18 protein-coding genes are annotated in these 18167 nt (G+C 70.1%); 14 read left to right on the top strand and 4 right to left on the bottom strand.

What is annotated here, in order from left to right; genetic code table 11:
* Positions 1–30: 30 nt before the first annotated feature.
* Positions 31–297 carry a hypothetical protein gene (locus LPC08_RS25910; RefSeq protein ID WP_230453393.1) on the top strand — a complete coding sequence of 89 codons (267 nt, stop codon included), beginning with the start codon at positions 31–33 and terminating at the stop codon, positions 295–297.
* 54 nt (positions 298–351) lie between these two features.
* Here the strand turns inward: LPC08_RS25910 and LPC08_RS25905 are convergent, their stop codons facing one another.
* The gene (locus LPC08_RS25905; protein ID WP_075822881.1) at positions 352–654 is read right to left on the bottom strand and encodes a hypothetical protein; all 303 of its coding nucleotides are present in this window, start codon (positions 652–654) and stop codon (positions 352–354) included.
* A complete protein-coding gene (locus LPC08_RS25900) occupies positions 651–1382 on the bottom strand; it encodes a nucleotide-binding protein (RefSeq protein WP_230453392.1) in 732 nt (243 codons plus the stop codon). The genes LPC08_RS25905 and LPC08_RS25900 overlap by 4 nt, the downstream gene beginning before the upstream one ends.
* A 204-nt stretch (positions 1383–1586) precedes the next feature.
* Here LPC08_RS25900 and LPC08_RS25895 point away from each other — a divergent pair, with 204 nt between their 5' ends.
* From LPC08_RS25895 to LPC08_RS25885, 3 genes are all read left to right on the top strand, one after another.
* On the top strand, positions 1587–1835 hold the full coding sequence (locus LPC08_RS25895; protein ID WP_126281748.1) for a hypothetical protein: 249 nt from the start codon (positions 1587–1589) through the stop codon (positions 1833–1835).
* A gap of 151 nt (positions 1836–1986) precedes the next feature.
* Positions 1987–2862 (top strand): DUF932 domain-containing protein, encoded by an 876-nt coding sequence (locus LPC08_RS25890; protein WP_230453391.1) that lies wholly within the window; start codon positions 1987–1989, stop codon positions 2860–2862.
* 72 nt (positions 2863–2934) lie between these two features.
* Positions 2935–3207 (top strand): hypothetical protein, encoded by a 273-nt coding sequence (locus tag LPC08_RS25885; protein ID WP_230453390.1) that lies wholly within the window; start codon positions 2935–2937, stop codon positions 3205–3207.
* A gap of 616 nt (positions 3208–3823) precedes the next feature.
* On the opposite strand, the gene LPC08_RS25880 is transcribed toward LPC08_RS25885, so the two are convergent.
* A complete protein-coding gene (locus tag LPC08_RS25880; protein WP_230453389.1) occupies positions 3824–4276 on the bottom strand; it encodes a MerR family transcriptional regulator in 453 nt (150 codons plus the stop codon).
* Positions 4277–4439: 163 nt separating this feature from the next.
* Here LPC08_RS25880 and LPC08_RS25875 point away from each other — a divergent pair, with 163 nt between their 5' ends.
* From LPC08_RS25875 to LPC08_RS25845, 7 genes are all read left to right on the top strand, one after another.
* Entirely contained in the window at positions 4440–4805 is a 366-nt protein-coding gene (locus tag LPC08_RS25875; RefSeq protein WP_230453388.1) for a hypothetical protein, read from the top strand.
* Between the two features lie 89 nt (positions 4806–4894).
* Positions 4895–6217: a TolC family protein gene (locus LPC08_RS25870; RefSeq protein WP_230453434.1), complete on the top strand. Its 1323-nt coding sequence runs from the start codon at positions 4895–4897 to the stop codon at positions 6215–6217.
* Positions 6217–7467 carry an efflux RND transporter periplasmic adaptor subunit gene (locus tag LPC08_RS25865; protein ID WP_230453433.1) on the top strand — a complete coding sequence of 417 codons (1251 nt, stop codon included), beginning with the start codon at positions 6217–6219 and terminating at the stop codon, positions 7465–7467. The genes LPC08_RS25870 and LPC08_RS25865 overlap by 1 nt, the downstream gene beginning before the upstream one ends.
* A gap of 13 nt (positions 7468–7480) precedes the next feature.
* Positions 7481–10726 (top strand): efflux RND transporter permease subunit, encoded by a 3246-nt coding sequence (locus LPC08_RS25860; RefSeq protein ID WP_230453432.1) that lies wholly within the window; start codon positions 7481–7483, stop codon positions 10724–10726.
* Positions 10727–10792: 66 nt separating this feature from the next.
* Positions 10793–11170 carry a hypothetical protein gene (locus LPC08_RS25855; RefSeq protein ID WP_230453431.1) on the top strand — a complete coding sequence of 126 codons (378 nt, stop codon included), beginning with the start codon at positions 10793–10795 and terminating at the stop codon, positions 11168–11170.
* Between the two features lie 95 nt (positions 11171–11265).
* Complete coding sequence (locus LPC08_RS25850; RefSeq protein ID WP_230453430.1) at positions 11266–12192, top strand: cation diffusion facilitator family transporter; 927 nt, start codon at positions 11266–11268, stop codon at positions 12190–12192.
* 105 nt (positions 12193–12297) lie between these two features.
* The gene (locus LPC08_RS25845; protein WP_230453429.1) at positions 12298–14568 is read left to right on the top strand and encodes a heavy metal translocating P-type ATPase; all 2271 of its coding nucleotides are present in this window, start codon (positions 12298–12300) and stop codon (positions 14566–14568) included.
* Positions 14569–14687: 119 nt separating this feature from the next.
* Here LPC08_RS25845 and LPC08_RS25840 read toward each other — a convergent pair whose 3' ends face one another.
* The gene (locus tag LPC08_RS25840; protein ID WP_073140505.1) at positions 14688–15098 is read right to left on the bottom strand and encodes a MerR family transcriptional regulator; all 411 of its coding nucleotides are present in this window, start codon (positions 15096–15098) and stop codon (positions 14688–14690) included.
* Between the two features lie 93 nt (positions 15099–15191).
* Between LPC08_RS25840 and LPC08_RS25835 the strand changes: the two genes are divergently transcribed.
* From LPC08_RS25835 to lspA, 3 genes are read left to right on the top strand one after another with little or no spacing between them, the layout of a single operon-like run.
* Positions 15192–15440, top strand: a complete 249-nt coding sequence (locus LPC08_RS25835; RefSeq protein ID WP_083755472.1) for a heavy-metal-associated domain-containing protein — start codon at positions 15192–15194, stop codon at positions 15438–15440.
* A 23-nt stretch (positions 15441–15463) separates the two neighbouring features.
* Positions 15464–17653, top strand: coding sequence for a heavy metal translocating P-type ATPase (locus tag LPC08_RS25830; RefSeq protein ID WP_255702376.1), 2190 nt, complete (start codon positions 15464–15466; stop codon positions 17651–17653).
* Positions 17646–18164: a signal peptidase II gene (lspA, locus tag LPC08_RS25825; RefSeq protein WP_230453427.1), complete on the top strand. Its 519-nt coding sequence runs from the start codon at positions 17646–17648 to the stop codon at positions 18162–18164. Before LPC08_RS25830 ends, lspA begins: the two co-directional genes overlap by 8 nt.
* The last annotated feature ends 3 nt before the right edge of the window (positions 18165–18167 follow it).

Here is an 18167-nt window from a genome sequence, read left to right as displayed (position 1 = left end):
GCGGCGCCTTTCCCACGGGCGATCCGCGGGGTGGGCTCTGCACTCCGCGCCGCTGCCTGGCTGCTGCTCGCCCCGCTGCTCTACCTGGTGCGGGGACCAGCGAGGGTTTTGCTGGCCGTGATGGGCTTCCTGGGCATCGTATGCGCCTTCGCGGGCCTCCTCGGCATCCGCTCCGCACTCGACGCGGGGCAACCGCTCTGGGAGGCGCTTGGCATGATTTGGGGTGGTGGGGCTGTTGGGATGCTCTGCCTTGGGCTGCGCGCGCGCATTTCCCGCATGTGGAATGACTATGACTGACAAGCGCCAAGCTGTCTTGCGTATTACTGCTTTACGCAAGACCGCTTTGCGGTTCTAACCCCGCCCACGGCGCCTGGGCTGGGGCCGTTCCTCTAAGTCATGGCTGGATACCTGCACGCCATGCTTGGCCAGGGCTTCCGCGATCACGCGCCGCTGCGTCGTGCCCTTTTCGATTGCGAAGCGGGCCAGGGCTTCCAAGGTACCTTCCGTCATCCGGACAGACAGGACAGCCGGCTTGTCGTCGCCCTGGCGTTGGGCAATGGCCGGCGGCTGCTGCGGTGCGGCCTCGCCGGCTGCCCGTAGCATCTCGTCAGGGGAAATGGGCGGCGCTGGCCTGGTGCTCTTGAGGCCCTTCAACGGTGCGGCTCCTGTGTCTTTACGGCTTTCGTCTTTACGTCTTTCGCCTTTACGCCATGTAACTTGGCGCTCGGCGTCTTCTTCTTTCCAGTCGCTGAGGGATTGCCCGGCAGCCACCCTAGCTCCCGCAGCTCGTCGACCAGGGCTGCCGCCTCTGCTCCCGCCTTCCCAGCTGGCATCCGCCCTGAGAAGCCCATTTCCCCATAGGCCACTAGGTCAGACAGGGAGGCGGCTAGTTTTGGCAGGGTCGCTGCCTCGGCCGCAGCGTGTTTGGAGAGTGCCGTCGAGGACCGCACGCGGTTGAGAACAACACGGGCAGGTATCTCGCGGCGGGCTGCCGATGCAACGCCGGCCACCAGCTCAACGGTGCGGGCGGCCTCGGTCACGTCGCCCTCCCCCGGCACCATGGGGATCAGCACCCCGTCTGCCGCCGTCATGGCAACGGTCGCGGCACGGTTGCCGAAGCCAGCTGTGTCCACCACTACCACCTCAGCCTCCTGGGCCATCCGATGGATCAAATGGGCCAGCTTCGCCTCATCCGGTTCGTGGTGGCAGACAAAGGCGGCTCCCTCGTAGAGCCTGGATGCCCATCGGGACAGGCCGGCAGTCGGGTCGGCATCGAGCACGGCAACGCTCACCCCCCGCGCCGCGAGGGTGCCCGCGATGATCTGGGACAGCGTTGTCTTGCCTGGCCCACCCTTTGAGCTGGCAACAGTGATGATCGACATGGTGGCTCCAACCGCATGACGCCGTGCGTCAAGTTAGCAAGCGTCAATACGGCTTGACTACAACGTACGTCGCCATGCGTAAAGCGTATTACGTCTGTACACTTGGCGCTGGACATCTCAGTAGGGCCTTCCCCATCCGAGGGCATCGTGGTTGTTTAGTTTTTTAATTTATCAACCACCATGAATGTTCTCCAGGATCCCAGTATGTCAGACAGCTCTAGCCCCGACGCCAAGGCCACTGGCACCCCGGTCAAGCGCCGCCCTGGCCGCCCGGCCGGCGGTGACATGGCGCAACTGACGCTCCGTATTCCGCGCGCGCACCTGCTCGCCCTCACAGAGGAAAGCGCCCGTCGTTCGATGGAGACGGGCCGCAATGTCACGCCGCAAGCCATCATCGCAGGCATGATCGCGGCCAGCATTGCCACCAAGAACGAGAGCACACCGGCGGCGTAGAACCCTACGCCGCCGCAACAGACAAGGTCACGGACCCGTTACTATATAAATGAATTTTTTAATTTAAAAACGTTGACCGGTGGATTGGGTCGGGGTAATGTTCCTCTCAGCCGAGGCGCTTCGCTTCGGCGGTTAGAGCAAGGCGCTCCGCATGACGTTCTTCCGTTCTTCTCGTTCCTTCGGTTCCACCCGCGCCGCGATGGGCGCTAACCCACTGTCAGACGGGGAGCTAATGCAGCTCGCCCCGTCTGCCTTCGCGACAGAGGCCCATTCCTCCCGCTCCGCGCGCTACGCCTATATCCCGACAGCGGACGTAATCGCGGGTCTGCGACGCGAAGGCTTTGTGCCGGTGCTGGCGCGGCAGACCCGCCCGCGCGACGCCGACCGCAGCGGCCACACCAAGCACCTGATCCGCTTCCGCCACGAGGGTCAGGCAAGCCAGCCGCGTCGCGTCGGCATGACCTTTCCGGAAGTCGTGCTCATCAACTCCCACGATGGGACCAGCGCCTACCACGTCACCGCAGGCGTGTTCCGCCTCGCCTGCCTCAATGGGATGGTGGTGTCGGACGGGCCGGAACGCTCGGTAAAGGTGCCGCACAAGGGCGACGTAGTGCGCCAAGTGATCGAGGGCAGTTACGAGGTCCTCGGCGCCTCGCGCCAGGCCATTGAGGCCGCTGATGCCTCGGCCAGCGTCGCCCTTAATCGCGAGGAACAGAACATCCTTGCGGAAGCCGCCCGCGTGATCCGCTTCGGAGACGAGGAGGGCAACGTCGCCTCCCCAATTCAGGCGGAACAGTTCCTCACCGCCCGCCGGGCGGCGGACACGGGCGCGGACCTGTGGAGCACCTTTAACCGGGTGCAGGAAAACACCATTCGCGGCGGCCTCCAGGCTTGGGGCAGGGACGGTAACAACCGCCGGCGCCGCATCACCTCGCGCGAGGTTACGGGAATCGACCAGGACGTGAAGCTCAACCGGGCGCTGTGGATGCTGGGCGAGCGCATGGCGGCCCTCAAGAGCGCCGCCTAACCAGTGGGGGCGGGGAGCGATCCCCGCCCTTCCTTCCGCCCTTGCGTGCCACCCCGTCGAAAGCTCCGCACTATGGATTTCCACGCTCTGCCTATCCTGGGCATTTCGCTCGTACTCAATGACGACGCCGGCAACGGCCTGGCGCTCGGCACCAGTTCAGAAGATCCCGCCTACCTCCTTGCCGTGGTCGAGGATGCCGCCGGCCGCGCCATCATCTGCAACCTGATCGACGGTGAGAGCGAGGCGCTGTTGCTGGCCATGCTGACCGAACGCGCGGCCGTGCGCGCCGCCGCGGCGATCCCGCCCTATCGTGCTACACCGGGCGCCGCTGGGGGCTCGTCGTGACCGCGTCAAGGTGGTGCGGGCAGGCTTCGGCCCGCCCTCGCTGCCCCGCTCTGTGCTTCGCCGCTGGCCGCCTCCGGGCGGCCTTCTACGTTGCGGCCGGTGCCGTCGTCGGGTCATTACCGTCCGTATGGCTATGTCCCCATCCCGCTTCGCCGAGTGCCTGGAAACGATCGGCTGGACCAAGCGCGGCCTCGCACGCCGACTGAACGTGGGGCAAGCGGCGGTGCGCCAGATGGCCAACGGGCGGCACGAGATCCGCGACGACTTCGGCGGATGGTTAGAGGGGTTGGCAGCGGTCCATGCGCCGCTGTCGCCCGAGCTACGCGAGTTTTCTGACCAGATGGGGTGCGATAGGGGGGAGTGGGTGCGCTATCCCCGTGGCATACGGCCCCTATCTGACGAGGAGGCGGCGGCGCTGCGCCGCGTCGCGGAAGCGCACGCTGCGATGCCTTGGCCGCCAGGATGGCGGGGCGGCACTGTGAAGGACGATAATACAGAGTCGTAATTTGGCCGAACCTGAAAAGATCAGGTGTTGCGCTCCACTCGCCCGGCCGGCTTCGCCGGCCTGCCGTCCTCGATCCATCGATACTACCACGACATCGTAACGATATATCGCTCAGCCCAGACGTGACGCCGGCTCCCCATGTATGGGGACAGTACAGTGCCCATGCCCAAAGTCGGCCAGTGTCTCGATGATACGGCACTCCTCCACGTGGCCGCCCACGCACTGGCTGGCCATCCGCTGCAATTCCGATCGCAGCGCCTCAAGGCGCTTCATCCGGGCGTCCACCTCGGCGATGTGGGCCATGGCGATGGCGTGTGCTGCCGAGCAGTCGGCCCCGGGACGGTCGGCGAGGGCGAGCAGGGAGCGGATGTCCTCCATGGAGAAGCCGAGTTCGCGGGCATGGCGAATGAAGCCGAGCCGCCGGAGGTGGGTATCCCCATAGGAGCGGTGCCCGCCCTCGGTCCGGGCGGGAGGAGGCAGCCAGCCCTCGGCCTCGTACCAGCGGATCGTGGTCGCCTTCACCCCGGTCTCTCGCGACAGGTTGCCGATCGTCAGCCTCGCCATGGTGTCTCCTCGATCAGGGCCATTCCGGAGGATATGGGGATTCAGTGACAATGTTCCGCCCTGCCCCCTGGCTCGCCCTGCATGACGGACAGGAGTGGTGAGACAAGATGTCCACCCGTCACCCGATGACACCGGATTACAGAGGCGTTAGACTTGGCCCAGCATGCTCGTTCTGCCGACATCGCTGGCCGCCAGGATCCTTCGCCGAGGTCTCTCGGTGATGATGTGTGCGCTCATGCTCCTGTCCGTGGCGGTCTCGACGGACGCAGGGGCCTCGACGGTTCCGGCCCTGGCAGGGCAGGTCGAGATCGTGCTCACGAACGGCAGCCCGGGCGACGAGCCGCTGCGGCCGGATGCCTTGCCGTGCCACGCCGCCCACCACCTCTGTGGCAAGGTGACGCCGCTCCCGCCGGTGCTTGCGGCCGCGGCCCCTGCCGTCGTCCATCCGGAGTTCAAGCCGGTCGCCGCACCTGACCGGGTGCTGCTGTCCGGCGTGACGGAACTGCCGCCCAGACCACCACGCGCCTGACGGAACACGCTTTCCCGCTGGTCCGGCCCGCCCACCCCTGAGGGCGGCGCTGCCCGGCCCGTTCGTGGTCCGTCTTCCCAGGTGCCTTCATGTCATTCAGCGTTTCCCGGCTCGCGGCGGTCCTCGCCGTCGTCCCGGCCCTGGCCCTCGCGCAGGACGCCCGTCCGCCCGTGGCGTCCCTCACCGTCACCTCGCCCCAGCAGGCCGTCGAGGCCGCGCTCACCGTTTCCCCGGCCCTCCGCGGCGCCGGGGCGGCCCGGCAGGCCGTCCAGGCGGACGCCCTCCAGGCGCGGCTCCGGCCCAACCCGGAACTGAGGGGCAGCTTCGAGAACTTTGGCGGCTTCGGCGGCCGGAACGAGAACCGCGGCTTCCGCGCCCTGGAGAGCACGGTTGGCCTCGCCCAGCGCATCGAGCTGGGCGGCAAGCGCTCCGCCCGGATCGATCTCGCCGCCCGGAGCGGAGAGGTCGCGGTGCTCGACTTCGCCGGCGCCCGGCTGGAGATCGCCCGCGAGGTGGTGACCGCCCTGGCCACCGCCGAGGCCGCCCGGCGGCTGGTCGGCGTCGAGCGCGAGCGGGCACGCTTGGCTGCCGAAACCCTCAGGGCCGCCCGCGCCCGGGTCGAGGCGGGCCGGGATCCGCTGCTCCAGGCCGAGCGGGCTGAGGTGGTCCGGGCCACGGCCGACATCGCCGCCGAGCGCGCTCAGCGCGAGGTGGACATCGCCCTCGCCGACCTTGCGGTCTTCATCGGCGTGCCGCGGGTCGAGCTCGCCCCCCGGCAGCCCTGGTTCGACGACATTGGTCCCAATCCCGGCCGCCCGGCCCCGGCGGACCCGCTGGCTCGTCTCTCGGGCAGCCCCGAGTTGGCCCGGCTGGAGGCGGCCATCGCCCAGCAGCGGGCGAACCTGACCCTCCAGCGCGCGACCGCCGTGCCTGACGTGACCATCTCCGGAGACGTGCGCCGCTTCGGCGACAGCAACGAGACGGCTTTCGTGGCGGGTGCCTCCATCCCGCTCCCCTTCTACGACCGCAACCAGGGCGGCATCGCCCGTGCCCAGGCCGAGCTGACCCGCGCCGAGGCGGAGGCTGAGCGCGGGCGCAGCGTGTTGGTCGCCACCCTCGTCGCCGCCGAGCAGCGCCTCGCCCTGACGTGGCGGTCCGTGGAGACCCTTCGCCGGACCGCGCTGCCCTCCGCCGAGCAGGCCGCCCGCTTCGCCACCCTCGGCTACGGCGAGGGCCGCTTCAGCTTCCTGGAGGTGCTCGACGCCCAGCGGGCGCTCTCCGACACCCGTGCCCAGCTGGTGGAAGCGATCCAGGCCTTCCATGCCCTCCGCGCGCAGGTGCAGCGCCTCCGCGGCGATCTCCCCGCCGTCTCCCCCCAGCCCGTGAACGCCCCGAACGGGAGTGCCCGTTGATGCTCCGCATGACCCTCATGGCGGGCGCCGCGATCGGCGGCCTGGCCCTGGCTGTCGTCTACCCGTCCATCCCCGACACCGCGCGCAGCCTCCTCGGGATGCAGTCCACCCCCGCCGGGACCGCCCGTGCCGCCGCCTCTGCCGCTGCCCCGAAGGGAGACGGCCACGGCCACGCCGAGGGAGAAGGCCACGGCGAGGAGGGCCACATCGCCATGACCGCCGAGGGAATCGAGGCCGCAGGAATCCGGGTCGCCCCGGTCGGGGGCGGCACGCTGGTCAGCCGCGCCGCCGTCCCCGGCGTGCTGGCCGCCAGCCAGGATCGGCAGGCCCGGGTGACTGCGCGCCTCGGCGGCATCGTCGCCGAGGTCCGCAAGACCCTGGGCGAGGAGGTCGCCCGGGGCGACGTGCTGGCCGTGCTGGAAAGCCGGGAAGTGGCCGACGCGAAGGGCGAGTTCCTCGCCGCCACCCGGTCCGCTGCCCTGGCCGAGACCACCCTGGCCCGTGAGACCCGCCTCTGGCGCCAGCGCATCTCGGCCGAGCAGGAGTTCCTGCAGGCCCGCACTGCGGCCGAGGAGGCCCGCATCAAGGTCGACCTGGGCCGCGCCCGGCTGGCCGCGCTGGGCCTGACCGACGCTGAGATCGGTGCGCTGGCCCGTCAGCCCGCCACGACGCTACGGAGGCTCGAGCTGCGGGCGCCACTCGCTGGCCGGGTGACCGCCCGCAACGCCGTGCTGGGAGCCTCGGTGGCTGCCGACGCCGAGGTGTTCTCGGTCGCCGACCTGTCCGTTCTCTGGGTCGAGCTGACCATCCCTCCCCGTGACCTACCCATGGCTCGCCAGGGACAAACCGTGATGATCACCGGCGAGGGCGATGCCAGGACCGAGGGCAAGATCATCTTCCTCAGCCCGGTCCTGGATCCCGAGACGCGCTCCGCGCGGGCCGTCGCCGAGATCCCGAACCCGGAAGGCAACTGGCGGGCGGGCGGCTTCGCCACCGCCCATCTCGCTACCGCCGAGCAGGCCGTCGATGTCCTGGTGCCGCGCGACGCGGTGCAGGAGGTCGAGGGCAAGAAGGTCGTCTTCGTGCGGAACGATGAGGGCTTCGAGCTGCGCGAGGTCGAGACCGGGCGCGAGGACGCGCAGGGCTACGAGGTCATCTTCGGGCTGGATGCCGGGACGGAGATCGCGGTGGGCAATGCCTTCGTGCTCCGGGCCGAGCTGAGCAAGTCCGAAGCCGGGCACGCGCACTGAGGCCCGCCCGGACATGATCGGACCCATCCTCGACTTCTCCGTCCGCAACCGCTGGACGGTGCTGCTGCTGGCCGTCATCGCGGCCCTTGTGGGCGCCTGGTCGCTCGCGCGCCTGCCCATCGACGCGACGCCCGACATCACCAACAACCAAGCCCAGATCAACACCCTGGCGCCCTCGCTCTCGCCCTACGAGATTGAGAAGCAGGTCACCTTCCCGATCGAGACGGCGCTCGCGGGCATCCCCGGGCTGGAGAGCACGCGCTCGATCTCCCGCAACGGCTTCAGCCAGGTCACCGCGGTCTTCACCGAGAGCACCGACATCTACTTCGCCCGCCAGCAGGTGCTGGAGCGGCTGATCGAGGCCCGAGAGGCGATGCCCGAGGGGGTGGAGCCGCGCCTGGGGCCGGTGTCCACCGGCCTCGGCGAAGTCACCATGTGGACGGTGAACTTCGCGCCGCGCCGCCAGGGCGATGTCGTGCCGGATGGCCAGCCCGGCTGGCAGGCGGACGGCAGCTACCTGACCCCGGAGCGCGAGCGCCTGGCCACGGAGGCGGACCGCGCGACCTACCTCCGCACGGTCCAGGACTGGATCATCCGGCCACAGATCCGGAACGTGCCGGGCGTCGCGGGCGTGGACGCCATCGGCGGCTACACTAAGCAGTACGTGGTCCAGCCCGACCCGGCCCGCCTCATCGCCCTGGGCCTGAGCTTCTCGGACCTCTCGACGGCCATCGAGCGGAACAACGTCTCGACCGGCGCGGGCTACGTGGAGCGTGGCGGCGAGGGGCTCGTGGTTCGCTCCGGCGGCCGGGTCACGAACGTCGCCGAGCTGGAGCAGGTCGTTGTCGCCACCCGGGAGGGCGTGCCCATCCTGCTCCGCGACGTCGGCCGCGTCTCCATCGGCCAGGCGCCGCGGACGGGGAGCGCCAGCGGCAACGGGCAGGAGATGGTGGTCGGCACCGCCCTCATGCTCCTCGGCGAGAATTCCCGGGTCGTTGCTGAGGCCGTGCACGCCAAGGTGGACGATCTCCGGCGGACCCTGCCGCGGGGCATCGAGGCAGTCGCCGTCCTCGACCGAGGCATCCTGGTGGACGCCACCATCCACACCGTCGCCAAGAACCTCGGCGAGGGCGCGCTGCTGGTCATCGTCATCCTGTTCCTGATGCTCGGGAACATCCGCGCGGCCATCATCACCGCCTTGGTCATCCCCGTGACCATGCTGCTCACCGCCTTCGGCATGGTCCGCGGCGGCATCTCGGCCAACCTGATGAGCCTCGGCGCGCTCGACTTCGGCCTGATCGTCGACGGCGCCGTCATCATCACCGAGAACAGCCTGCGGCACCTCTCGGAGCGCCAGCACGAGAAGGGGCGCCTGCTGACCGTCGCGGAGCGCCTTCAGACCGTGGCGGACAGCGCCAAGGAGATGATCCGGCCCTCCCTCTACGGTCAGGCCATCATCATCCTCGTCTACGCCCCGCTCCTGACCTTCACGGGGGTCGAGGGCAAGATGTTCATCCCCATGGCGATGACGGTCATCATCGCCCTGGTCTTCGCCTTCATCCTCTCCCTCACCCTCGTCCCGGCTCTCATCGCCATCTGGATCACGGGTCGGGTGCAGGAGAAGGACGTCGCGATCGTCCGGGGCCTGAAGCGGGCCTACGCCCCCGTCCTCGGCCGCGCGCTGCGGGCGCCCATCCCCGTCATCGCGATCGGCGCGATGCTCTTCCTGGGGTCGCTCACCCTGTTCTCACGCCTGGGCCAGGAGTTCATCCCGACCCTGGACGAGGGCAACCTCGCCATGCAGGCGCTCCGCATCCCCAGCACCTCCCTGCAGCAGTCCCAGGCCATGCAGTCCGTGCTGGAACGGCGGATCTCCCGCCTGCCGGAGGTGCAGGTCATCTATTCCAAGACCGGCACAGCGGAGGTCGCCACCGACCCGATGCCGCCGAACGCCTCGGATACCTTCATCATCCTCAAGCCGCGCGACCAGTGGCCCAACCCGTCCCTCCCGAAGGCGGAGCTGGTCCAGCGCATCGAGCAGGCCGTGGCCGGTATCCCCGGCAACGCGCTGGAGTTCAGCCAGCCCATCCAGATGCGCTTCAACGAGCTGCTGGCGGGCGTGCGCGGCGACCTCGCCGTGAAGGTCTTCGGCGACGAGTACGGCCCGATGCTCCAGGTGGCCGGGCAGATCTCAAGCATCCTGAACGGCATCGAGGGCGCCGAGGACGTGAAGGTAGAGCAGGCCACGGGCCTGCCCTTCCTCGAGATCACGGTGAACCGGGCCGAGGTGGCCCGCCGCGGCCTGAGCGTCGCCGACGTGCAGGCCGTGGTGGCGACGGCGATCGGCGGGCGGGAGGCCGGGATGGTCTACGAGGGCGACCGGCGCTTCGCCATCGTGGTGCGCCTGCCCGAGAACCTCCGGGGGAACTTTGAGACGCTGCGGAGCCTGCCCGTGCCGCTGCCCCCCATGGCTGGGCGTCCTGCGGCATCGGTGCCGCTCCAGCAGGTCGCGACGCTTCGCGTGGTGGAGGGGCCGAACCAGATCAGCCGGGAGCAGGGGCGGCGCCGGGTCGTCGTCCAGGCAAATGCGCGGGGCCGCGATATCGGCTCCATCGTCGCCGAGGCCCAGGCCAAGGTCGCGGAGCAGGTGCAGCTGCCGCCCGGCTACGCCATCACCTGGGGCGGGCAGTTCGAGAACCTGGCCAAGGCGCGCGAGCGGCTCATGGTGGTAGTCCCGGCCTGCTTCCTGCTGATCCTGGTGCTGCTCTACGCGGCGCTCGGGTCGGTGCGGGACGCGCTGGTCGTGTTCAGCGGCGTGCCTCTCGCCCTGTCCGGCGGGCTGCTGGCGCTGTGGTTGCGGGGCATGCCGTTCTCCGTGCCCGCCGCGGTCGGCTTCATCGCGCTCTCCGGCGTGGCGGTACTGAACGGACTGGTGATGGCGACCTCCATCAAAGACCTCATCCTCTGCGGCCACTTGTCCCTGCGGGACGCCGTGTTCCAGGGCGCCATGACCCGGCTCCGGCCCGTGGCCATGACGGCGCTCGTCGCGTCCCTGGGTTTCGTACCCATGGCGATCGCGACCGGCCCCGGGGCGGAGGTGCAGAAGCCGCTGGCGACCGTCGTCATCGGCGGCCTCATCACTGCGACCCTGCTCACCCTGCTCGTGCTGCCCGCCCTCTACGTGCGGTTCGGGCGGGTGCAGGTCCCTGCGGCCGAGGAGTCCGTCCCCGTCGGGGCCGGGCACGCCCCGGCCGAGTGAGCGTGCCGGGAGCCGTCCTCCCGGGCGGCTCCCGGAAACTGACCAACCTTCCAGAAGGATCCAGACATGCGCAGGACCATCCTCGCCGCCATCGCGGTCGCCGCCCTCTCCACCGGCGCCATGGCCCAGCAGGGCCACAGCCACGGCGATCAGGGCCCGCACGGCGGGAAGATGCAGGACGTGGTGGGTGTCCACGCCGAGCTGCTGACCGCCGAACGGACCCTGACGGTCCATCTCTACGACGAGGCCGGAAAGCCGGTTCCCTCGGCCGGGTACACGGCTTCGGCCCTGGTCGGCTCTGGCCAGTCCCGTCAGGTGGTCCAGCTCGCCCCGGGGGCGGAGAACACGATGACCGGCACGGCGGCGACCCCCGTTGCCCGCGGGACTTCCGTCACCCTGCAGATCAAGAACCCGGCCGGGCGCAGCGGACAGGCGCGGTTCTGAGGTCTCCCTGGCCCGGGCGCCTTGCCGAACGTTGGCGAGGCGCCTGGCACCACGCCGCTCAACAGGATCGGCGGCCGAATGCACGCGGAGGTCCGATGGGACAAGGTCACGACCACGGGGCGGGCAACGCCAACTCCGCGGCACTCACGAAGGCACTCGCCCTGACGGGCGCCTTTCTGCTCGCCGAGGTGGCGGGCGCCTACGTCTTCAACAGCCTCGCGCTCCTGTCCGACGCCGCCCACATGCTGACCGACGCGCTAGCCCTGGCCGTGGCGCTCGTCGCCATCCGCATCGGCCGCCGCCCGGCGGACAGGCGCCGGACCTGGGGCTACCACCGCTTCGAGATCCTGGCAGCCGCATTCAACGCCTCGCTGCTGTTCCTGGTGGCCATCTACATCCTCTACGAGGCCTACCAGCGCTTCCGCGAGCCCGCCGAGGTCGGCACCGTCGGCATGCTGGCCGTCGCCGCCTTCGGCCTGCTGGTGAACTGGATCTCCATGCGCCTGCTCGCGGGCGGCAGCGAGAGCAGCCTCAACGTGAAGGGCGCCTACTTGGAGGTCTGGAGCGACTTCCTGGGTTCGATCGCTGTCATCGTCGGCGCGGCGGTCATCTGGGCGACCGGCTGGACCTGGGTGGATCCGGTGCTCGGCATCGGCATCGCCCTATGGGTCCTTCCACGCACCTGGACCCTCCTGTCCGAGGCCATCGACGTGCTGCTGGAGAGCGTGCCTCGCGGCATCGATCTGGATGCCGTCGAGACCGCGATGCGGGACACGCCGGGGGTGCGAGACATCCACGATCTGCACGTCTGGTCCCTGACCAGCGGCAAGGTGGCCCTGTCGGCCCACGTGGTGGTCGAGCCCTCCCTGGCCCGGGAGGACCGCCTGGAGGATGCGCTGGGCGCCATGCTGGCCGCGAGGTTCGGGATCACCCACGCGACAGTCCAGGCCGAGCTGGCGGGCGCCCACGGGGGCACCACGACGGACAACTGGGGCGCCGCGGAAGCAGGGCACCGCCACTGACGGGTGACCCTGGCGGGCGTTTCCCCAGGGCGGCCCGCAAATTCTCTCTTGAACCTCCAGCCACTGGAGGTCCCATCTCAGAAGCCGTCAGCAGGAGGTCGCTAGATGGACGGCACACGGAACGGCAGCCAGGGGCAGTCCGTGTCCTGGCGCGTGGAGGGCATGGACTGCGCCTCCTGCGTGGCGAAGGTGGAGAAGGCGGTCACCCGCCTTCCAGGCGTCAAGGACGTCTCGGTGAACCTCATCGCGGAGCGTCTGACGGTCCGGCTGGAGCCAGGCGCGTCCGACGCCACCACCATCGAGCAGTCGCTGGCAGGTCTCGGCTACACGGCTCGGCCGCTCCCGGCGAACGATGTCGTGGCTCCTGCTGACGGTCACGCCCATGCCGCGGAGGAGCGTGACCATGCCGGGCATGACCAAGCGGACCACGATCACGGCGAACATGGCCACGGCGATACCTTCGGCCATTCACATGCCGACCACGAGAATCCGGCCGATGCCACGAAGCCCTGGTACGCCACGGGCAAGGCACGCCTGGTCTGGCTGCTCGGCGCCTTGGTCCTCGGCGCCTATGCCCTGTCGCTGGTTCTTCCCGCCCGGCTGACTTACCCGCTCTTCCTGGCCGCGACCCTCGTGGCCCTGGTTCCGTTCGGCCGCCGCGCCTTCGCCCTGGCCCGGGCCGGGACACCCTTCTCCATCGAGACCCTGATGGTGACCGCTGCGGCGGGCGCCGCCGTCATTGGGGCAGCCGAGGAGGCTGCCGTGGTCGTCCTGCTGTTCGCTCTGGGTGAGCTGCTGGAGAATGTGGCGGCCGGGCGGGCGCGGGCGGGCATCAAGGCCCTGGCCAACCTCATGCCTCGGACGGCGCGGCGCCTGCGGGCGGACGGCTCCACCGAGGAGGTGCCTTCCGACCAGCTCTCCGTCGGCGACCTCGTCCTGGTCCGCCCCGGCGACCGCGTGCCCTGCGATGGCACCATTGAGGAAGGCCGGTCCGCGCTCGACGAGAGCCCCGTCACCGGGGAGAGCATCCCCGTGTCCCGCGGCCCCGGCGAGGCGGTCGTGGCGGGCTCCATCAACGCCGACGGCGCCCTGCGGGTGCGCGTGACCCGAGCCGCTACCGACAACACCATCGCCCGCATCATCCGCATGGTGGAGGAGGCCACCGCCTCCCGTGCACCGACGCAGCGCTTCATCGAGCGCTTCTCCACCTGGTGGACGCCGGGCGCGATGCTCGTCTCAGCATTGGTCATCCTCGTCCCGCCCTTCCTGCTGGGCTGGGACTGGTGGACCAGCGTCTACCGCGGGCTGGCCGTCCTCCTGATCGCCTGCCCCTGCGCCCTGGTCATCTCGGTGCCAGCCGCCATGGCCTCCGGCCTGTCCGCCGGTGCCCGGCGCGGCCTGCTTATCAAGGGAGGTGCCGCCCTGGAGGAGATCGGCGCGGCGAAGACCGTGGCCTTCGACAAGACCGGCACGCTGACCGAGGGTCATCCCAAGGTGACGGACATCCTGCCCGCGCAGGGAACCTCCGAGTCCGACCTGCTGACCTTGGCGGCCGGGGTCGAGCAGGGGTCCTCGCACCCCCTGGCCAAGGCCGTCGTGGCCGCGGCGGAAGCGCGGGGCGTCGCGACGCCGCCCGTTTCCGACCAGGCTGCTGTGCCCGGGAAGGGGGTCACCGCCACGGTCGACGGCCGCAAGGTCAGCGTCGGCAGCCCGCGCCACGCCGCGGAGGCGGGCGCCCAACTCGGCGGACTGGCCGAGGCGGTCACCCGCTTGGAGAACGAGGGCAAGACGGCCGTCGTGATCCTGGCGGACGGCACCGTCGCGGGCGTCCTGGCGCTCCGTGACGAGCCTCGGGGCGACGCGGCCGAGGGCATCGCCGCCCTTTCGCGGATCGGCATCCGCTCCGTGATGCTGACGGGCGACAACGCCCGGACCGGGGCGGCCATCGCCAAGGGGCTGGGCCTGGACGTGAAGGCCGAGCTGCTGCCGGACGACAAGCTCCGCGAGATTGGAGCCCTCCGGTCGTCCGGCTCCGTGGCCATGGTGGGTGACGGCATCAACGACGCCCCGGCGCTGGCGGCAGCCTCGGTGGGCGTCGCCATGGGCGGCGGCACTGACGTGGCCCTGGAAACAGCGGATGCAGCGGTCCTGAAGGATCGCGTGACCGGCGTCTCCGAACTCGTCAGCCTGTCGCGGTCCACCATGGCCAACGTGAAAGCGAACGTCGCCATCGCCGTCGGGCTCAAGGCGGTCTTCCTCGTGACGACTCTGATGGGCGTGACCGGGCTGTGGCCCGCCATCATCGCGGACACCGGCGCCACGGTGCTGGTGACGCTGAATGCCCTGCGCCTCCTCGCCTGGAAGCCCTCGGCATGAGGGACGTCAGCATGTCTGCGCCGGGAAGGGATGCCTCGACGCTGCTGGCCTTCAGCCTGCCCGGAGCGATCTGTTGGCCCGCCTGATCATTCATCGAGAACAACGCGCATCCAACACGTCTACTTCGGCGGGGCAAGCGCCTCGATGATGCGGCACTCCGCCACGTTGCCGTGACGGCACTGCCCGATGAGGGAGGCCAGTTCCCGCTGCAGCGCCTGCAGGTCGGCGATCTTCCGGTCCACCTCGTCCAGGTGCTCGCGGGCGATGACGTCCACCGCGTCGCAGGAGCGCTCGCGGTCCTCGGCCAAGTCAAGCAGGGCGCGGATCTGTTCCAGCGAGAAGCCAAGGTCCCGGGCGCGCCGAATGAAGCTCAGGCGGCCGAGGTGCGGCTCGCCGTAGGTTCGATAGTTCCCCGCGCTGCGGGCGGGCACCGGGAGCAGGCCGACCCGCTCGTACCAGCGAATGGTCTCCACCTTCGTTCCGGTCACCCTAGCAAGGGCGCCGATGTTCAGGGGCTTTTCCACAACCATTCCCTTGACCCTGTAGTGGCTACAGGGTCCATGTAGGGAGCCTTCTGTCCGCGCGCCAACCGGCGGGCACATTCCTGGAAGGGAAGGCAAACGATGGCCAACAGCGAAACTACGGCGCCCGGGACGCGGGTGGACCTGCGCTACCGGGTCGACGGCATGGATTGCTCCAGCTGCGCTTTGAAGATCGAGGACGCGGTGGAGCACCTTGGCGGCACCGAGGACATCCAGGTCAACTACAAGACCGAGACCCTGGAGTTTCGGCTGGATGAGGCGACCACGCCGCGCTCGGCCGTCGAGGATATGATCCGCAAGCTCGGCTACGGCGTCGCGCCTCTGGCGTGACTGGCAAGGACTGGGTGGCGGCGATGGCTGACGGCGGAACGGCTCAACTGGCCCCTGGGTCCAGGTCGGCCCTGCGATACCACGTGGAGGGCATGGACTGCCCGTCCTGCGCCTCGAAAATCGAAACGGCGGTTGGCCGCTTCGGCGGGGCCGAAGACATCCGGGTCAACTACCACAGCCAGGTTCTGGCCTTCCGGCTGGACGAGGCGGCCACGCCGCGCTCGGCCGTCGAGGAGCAGATCCGTAAGCTCGGCTACGGCGTCGCCCCCGTCGAGGCGCCGCGGGTGGTCGCGGGCGAGCCTGGCGCCGCCGCCGACCTGGCGCTTGTTCGCCCACGCCAGCCATGGTGGAAGGGGAAAAAGGCGCGGCTCGCCGCAGCGATCGGCGCCCTCATGGTGGCCGGGTTTGCCGTCTCGCTCGCTGTCCCGGCCCTGGACCACTGGGTCTACCTGCCCGCCGCCCTGCTCGGCCTTGTCTACTTCGGCCGCAAGGCAATCGCCGCGGCACGCGCCGGGTCGCCCTTCAGCATCGAGATGCTGATGTCGATCGCGACCGTCGGCGCCATCGCCATCGGCGCGACCTCCGAGGCGGCCGTGGTGGTGTTCCTCTTCACCATTGGCGAGCTGCTCGAGAACGTCGCGGCCGGGCGTGCCCGCGCGGGCATCGAGGCGCTCGGCGCCCTGGTGCCGAGAACCGCGCTGCGCATCGAGAATGGCACGGCGCGGGAGGTGCCCGCTGCCAGCCTCAAGGTCGGCGACCTCGTCCTGATCCGCCCGGGAGACCGCGTCTCGGCCGACGGCGAGGTAGCCGAGGGCGAGTCCGAGGTGGACGAGAGCTCGGTGACCGGCGAGTCCGTCCCTGTCCCCAAGGCCGAGGGCGCCTCCGTCTTCGCGGGCAGCATCAACGCCTCCGGCGCGCTGCAGGTCCGCGTGACCCGGCCTGCCTCGGACAACACCATCGCCCGCATTATCCGCCTGGTGGAGGAGGCACAGGATGCCAAGGCGCCGACCGCCCGCTTCATCGAGCGGTTCTCGGCCGTCTACACGCCGATCGCGGTTGCTGTGGCGGCCCTGGTCGCCGCCGCGCCGCCGCTTGTCGTCGGCGCAGACTGGGACACCTGGATCTACCGCGGCCTGGCGCTGCTGCTGGTCGCCTGCCCCTGCGCCCTCGTCCTCTCGACGCCTGCGGCCATCGCCTCCGGCCTCGCCGTCGGCACCCGGCGGGGTCTGCTGGTGAAGGGCGGCGGCGCCCTGGAGACCATCGGCCGGATCCGCGCCGTCGCCTTCGACAAGACCGGCACCCTGACCGAAGGGCGCCCGCGCGTGACCGACCTCCTCGCCCTCTCCGGCCCGGAGCGTACCATGCTCGGCCTCGCCGCCGCGGTGGAGAACGGCTCCAGCCACCCGCTCGGCCGCGCCATCCTGGAGCGGGCGGACGCCGATGGCATCCCACTGCGCCCCGCCAAGGATTCGCGGGCCATCCCGGGCAAGGCCGTTGAGGCGGTCGTGACCGGCAAGCGCGTGGCCGTCGGCTCGCCCTCTCATGCCGCCGGGCAGGCGCCGCTCCCGGCCGACGCGGCGCGGACGGTCGCCGAGTGGGAGAGCCAAGGAAAGACGGTAGTCGTCGTCTCCGTGGACGGTGCCCACACCGGCCTGATCGCGGTGCGCGACGAGCCCCGGCCGGACGCGGCCGCGGGCATCCGGGCGCTCGGCGCCCTCGGGGTCGAGGCCGTCATGCTGACCGGCGACAACATCCGCACGGGTCAGGCCATCGCCGGGGCGCTCGGCCTCAAGGTGAAAGCGGGGCTGCTGCCGGAGGACAAGCTGCGGGAGATCGGCGCCCTTAAGGAAAAAGCACCCGTTGCCATGGTCGGCGACGGCATCAACGACGCGCCCGCGCTCGCGGCCGCCTCAGTCGGCATCGCCATGGGCGGCGGGACCGATGTGGCCCTGGAGACGGCCGACGCGGCGCTGCTGAACAGCCGTGTCGTGGACGTGGCCGCCCTGGTCGGGCTGTCGCGCGCGACGCTCTCCAATATCCACCAGAACGTGGCCATCGCCCTCGGCCTGAAGGCGATCTTCCTGGTAACGACGGTGGTCGGCATCACCGGCCTCTGGCCCGCCGTGCTGGCCGACACCGGCGCGACGGTGCTGGTAACCCTCAACGCCCTGCGTCTGCTCGGATACCGCTTTAAGGGCGTGGCGCATGGCTGAGGGCCTGCCCAGGGCGCGCCTCGCCTGGACCGGGGGCGCGGCGACGGCCGCGCTGGCCTTCGCGCTGGACCAAGCGACGAAGTGGTGGGTACTGGCCTATCTCATGGATCCGCCCCGCGTCATCCCCATCACCCCGTTCTTCAACCTGGTGCTGGGATGGAACCGGGGCGTCAGCTTCGGTCTGCTGTCGGCGGACCACCCCGCGACGCCCTGGCTCCTGTCCTCCCTCGCGCTCGCCGTCGTCGTGGGCCTCGTCGTCTGGACGACGCGCGACCGGCGGCCGGGGATGGCGGCCTCGGTCGGGTTCATCGTCGGAGGCGCCCTGGGCAACGTCGTCGACCGGCTGCGGCACGGTGCCGTGACGGACTTCCTGGACTTCCACGTGGCTGGGTACCACTGGCCCGCCTTCAACCTCGCCGACACCGCGATCTTCGTCGGCGTCGCGCTCCTGCTCCTCGTCGGCGGGAGGCGCGACCCGGCGGGCGCGCCGACCTCCGCGGCGCGACCCTGAGGG

Origin of the sequence: Roseomonas sp. OT10, from assembly GCF_020991085.1 — a bacterium.
Lineage (GTDB): Bacteria > Pseudomonadota > Alphaproteobacteria > Acetobacterales > Acetobacteraceae > Roseomonas > Roseomonas cutis.
Note: the sequence above shows the minus strand (reverse complement) of the source record. Positions and strands in the feature narration are given on the sequence as shown.

Bases quoted from the DNA above. Each gene is read 5' to 3' on its own strand.
- LPC08_RS25845 (WP_230453429.1), top strand. From the start codon at position 12,298: ATGGACGGCACACGGAACGGCAGCCAGGGGCAGTCCGTGTCCTGGCGC.
- LPC08_RS25885 (WP_230453390.1), top strand. From the start codon at position 2,935: ATGGATTTCCACGCTCTGCCTATCCTGGGCATTTCGCTCGTACTCAAT.
- LPC08_RS25880 (WP_230453389.1), bottom strand. From the start codon at position 4,276: ATGGCGAGGCTGACGATCGGCAACCTGTCGCGAGAGACCGGGGTGAAG.
- LPC08_RS25855 (WP_230453431.1), top strand. From the start codon at position 10,793: ATGCGCAGGACCATCCTCGCCGCCATCGCGGTCGCCGCCCTCTCCACC.
- LPC08_RS25840 (WP_073140505.1), bottom strand. From the start codon at position 15,098: ATGGTTGTGGAAAAGCCCCTGAACATCGGCGCCCTTGCTAGGGTGACC.
- LPC08_RS25865 (WP_230453433.1), top strand. From the start codon at position 6,217: ATGCTCCGCATGACCCTCATGGCGGGCGCCGCGATCGGCGGCCTGGCC.
- lspA (WP_230453427.1), top strand. From the start codon at position 17,646: ATGGCTGAGGGCCTGCCCAGGGCGCGCCTCGCCTGGACCGGGGGCGCG.
- LPC08_RS25830 (WP_255702376.1), top strand. From the start codon at position 15,464: ATGGCTGACGGCGGAACGGCTCAACTGGCCCCTGGGTCCAGGTCGGCC.
- LPC08_RS25875 (WP_230453388.1), top strand. From the start codon at position 4,440: ATGCTCGTTCTGCCGACATCGCTGGCCGCCAGGATCCTTCGCCGAGGT.
- LPC08_RS25900 (WP_230453392.1), bottom strand. From the start codon at position 1,382: ATGTCGATCATCACTGTTGCCAGCTCAAAGGGTGGGCCAGGCAAGACA.
- LPC08_RS25835 (WP_083755472.1), top strand. From the start codon at position 15,192: ATGGCCAACAGCGAAACTACGGCGCCCGGGACGCGGGTGGACCTGCGC.
- LPC08_RS25860 (WP_230453432.1), top strand. From the start codon at position 7,481: ATGATCGGACCCATCCTCGACTTCTCCGTCCGCAACCGCTGGACGGTG.
- LPC08_RS25895 (WP_126281748.1), top strand. From the start codon at position 1,587: ATGTCAGACAGCTCTAGCCCCGACGCCAAGGCCACTGGCACCCCGGTC.
- LPC08_RS25890 (WP_230453391.1), top strand. From the start codon at position 1,987: ATGACGTTCTTCCGTTCTTCTCGTTCCTTCGGTTCCACCCGCGCCGCG.
- LPC08_RS25870 (WP_230453434.1), top strand. From the start codon at position 4,895: ATGTCATTCAGCGTTTCCCGGCTCGCGGCGGTCCTCGCCGTCGTCCCG.
- LPC08_RS25850 (WP_230453430.1), top strand. From the start codon at position 11,266: ATGGGACAAGGTCACGACCACGGGGCGGGCAACGCCAACTCCGCGGCA.